The following is a 2,780-nucleotide window of genomic DNA, read 5'->3' as shown; positions in this document are numbered from 1 at the left end:
TTGCTAATCAGGACGTATATTAAAAAGTGTTTGATATGACACAGTTTTTAATGAAATCTTGCTGTTTACGTAGCGATTAAAATCTGAAAGATTGATAATGGTTTTTGTTAGCTCGTAGCTTGAGCTATTGCCCCTGTAACTTCATCCATCATAGAATGCAGCTTTAGCCTAATGATCGGAGTTTTTATGTCAGGTGCAATTTGGTTCAGGGATGGGGGAGGCCACCGTGTTTTCCAGCGAGGGGCAAGGTGCTGATGCCATGCCGGAAATCCTCATTGGCAGCGTTAAGGGGCCAGCCGGTACGGCTTATGCGAACCTGATGGGACAAACCGAGGGACACACCCGTATGTTCGCCATCCGGGCTTGCAATCAGCAGGTCCGCCCGGCTACGTTGATGGTTCCGAAAGTCACCATCAAATCGACCGCTTATGTCAATTTATTCGGCGGGCCGGTGCAATCTGCCGTCGCTGATGCCGTCCTTGATAGTGTTATTGCCGGTGTGATCCCGGCAGACCAGGCCAATGACCTGTGTATTATTGCTATGCTTTGGATAGCCCCAGAGTGCGCCACGAACCCCGATCTGGACAGGAAAGACTCATACCGCACCAATTATGTAGCGATGAAACTCGCCATATCCCGTGCTATTAGCAACTCCCCCAGTGTTGAAGAATTGATAACCAACCGTCATAAAATCGTTCATGAAATGTACGACCCAGAAACCGGTGAATCGCAGTGGTGAAAAAAACAGGCGAAGAGCTAAAGGCACAAGGCGAAAACTGCCTTGCTTTTCCTTTAGCCTGTTTCTAACATGCACAGAATACCATTTGAAGCTTGCCCTGAATGCGACTTATTGTTGAATCCTGCCGTGCCTGACCCGGGGGACAAAGCGCACTGTCCGCGCTGCGGAAATTTATTGCAGCGCCCGCGCAAGCAAAGCATAGAACGGACATTGGCCTTGTCGCTCGCTGGCCTGATTTTAATCGTGCCAGCTAACCTGTTGCCGATGGTCGGTATCAAGATTTTCGGGAATAGCCACGATGGCACCTTATGGTCGGGCGTGTCGGCGTTATTAAATGAGGATATGTGGGCGGTTGCGGTATTGGTCCTGTTATCCAGCGTTCTGCTACCTTTAGTCAATCTAGGTTTGGCTTTTCTGATAAGCTTCCATCTTTTCATAAAAAAGCCAAACGGGAATCTCGCACATTGGATGCGATGGTTTCAACACCTGAATGAATGGGCGATGCTGGAAGTGTATGCCTTGGGGATTATCGTGGCTTGCGTTAAACTGGCAGGTATGGCTGAGCTTAGGTTTGGTTTCGGTTTGTATGCTTTTGTTGCCCTGCTCATCGTTAATGCAATGTTGGCTAACGAGTTAGATTGTTATTTGTTCTGGCAACGTATTGGTCAATTGACCAAAAAATAAATCATGAACCTTATAAAAACCGCTTTAACACAGGGATTTATCCGTTGTCACGATTGTGGACACTTAATAAAATCGAAAGGGCAAGTCACATGCCCTATTTGTGGGCATTCCGTTTCCGCACGCAAGATCCAGAGTGTCCAACACACCACTGCCTTAATCATCAGTGCATTATGCCTGTATATTCCAGCCAATATTTTCCCTATCATGACTGTGACCGAGTTGGGCTTAGCTGAGCCTCACACCATCGTCGGGGGAATTGTGGTGCTAGTCCAAAGCGATATGATACCGATTGCCCTGCTGGTGCTGGTCGCCAGTATCCTTGTTCCCTTGATGAAACTGCTGGGGCTGACCCTGTTATTGTTTTGCGTCCATCACCAGTGGCAAGTCAACGCCCGGTTGTTTACCCGGATGTACCGTATCATCGCCTTTGTCGGGCGCTGGTCTATGTTGGACATTTTCATGATTTCCATACTGGTTGCCTTGGTCGATTTGGGCGGCGTCGCGCAAGTCATCGCAGGCCCTGCTGCGACCGCTTTTGCCGCCGTCGTCGTCCTGACCATGTTTGCAGCTAAAAGTTTCGATCCACGCCTCATCTGGGATCATCAGCTCACATGAATAATCCAACCGAAGAAGAAGTTGATTCAGCGGACATTACGCTCAGCAAAAAAATTGACCTGCCGCTGGTCTGGTTTTTGCCGCTTATTGCCTTATTGGTCAGCGTGTGGTTGATCTATAAGTCCGTCTCAGAGAAAGGCTTGGTCATCACCATCAATTTCCCTACAGCCGAAAGTTTGGAGGTCGATAAAACCAAAATCCGCTACCTGGATGTGGATGTGGGTAAAGTCACCGCCATTTCCATCAATGATGACTTAAAGACCATAAGTGTGACGGCTCAGATGAACAGCGCTGCGACTGGTTATCTCAAGGAAGGCACCAGCTTTTGGGTCGTAAGGCCGCAGGTAGGATTAAGTGGCATTTCTGGATTGGGTACGCTGCTGTCCGGCTCCTACATCGGACTAAAACCGGGAACCGGGAAACAACAGTCCCACTTTACCGGACTGACGGTTCCCCCTACCCTGAAAAGCCAGGTAGACGGCAAGCAATATATCCTTGAAACCAATAACCTGGGTTCCATGCGTCCTGGAACGCCGATTAATTTTCATGGCATTCCGGTCGGCGAGGTGCTTAGCCATAAGTTGTCTGATGAAGCAAATGCCATCCACTTGACTGTTTTTATCAATGTGCCTTATGACCAGTTTGTCAGAAAAAACACCCGCTTCTGGATAGACAGCGGCGTGGATTTATCGGCCAGCGCCGATGGCTTCAAAGTCAGGACGGGGCCGTTAATCTCGTTGCT

At 48.8% G+C, this 2,780-nt stretch carries 4 protein-coding genes; all 4 read left to right on the top strand.

Going from position 1 to position 2,780, the window contains the following annotated elements; translation table 11 throughout:
- The first annotated feature begins 226 nt into the window (after positions 1–226).
- The gene (gene fae, locus ACLQ6D_RS06085) at positions 227–739 is read left to right on the top strand and encodes a formaldehyde-activating enzyme (protein WP_411726395.1); all 513 of its coding nucleotides are present in this window, start codon (positions 227–229) and stop codon (positions 737–739) included.
- A gap of 69 nt (positions 740–808) precedes the next feature.
- A complete protein-coding gene (locus ACLQ6D_RS06080; RefSeq protein ID WP_411726394.1) occupies positions 809–1,423 on the top strand; it encodes a paraquat-inducible protein A in 615 nt (204 codons plus the stop codon).
- A gap of 3 nt (positions 1,424–1,426) precedes the next feature.
- Positions 1,427–2,038 carry a paraquat-inducible protein A gene (locus ACLQ6D_RS06075; RefSeq protein WP_411726393.1) on the top strand — a complete coding sequence of 204 codons (612 nt, stop codon included), beginning with the start codon at positions 1,427–1,429 and terminating at the stop codon, positions 2,036–2,038.
- A partial coding sequence (locus ACLQ6D_RS06070; protein WP_411726392.1) for an intermembrane transport protein PqiB occupies positions 2,035–2,780 on the top strand: 746 nt, incomplete at its 3' end. The genes ACLQ6D_RS06075 and ACLQ6D_RS06070, both read left to right, overlap by 4 nt.

Source organism: Methyloglobulus sp., from assembly GCF_046714055.1.
Taxonomy (GTDB): domain Bacteria; phylum Pseudomonadota; class Gammaproteobacteria; order Methylococcales; family Methylomonadaceae; genus Methyloglobulus.
This window is presented reverse-complemented; position numbering and strand designations above follow the sequence as displayed.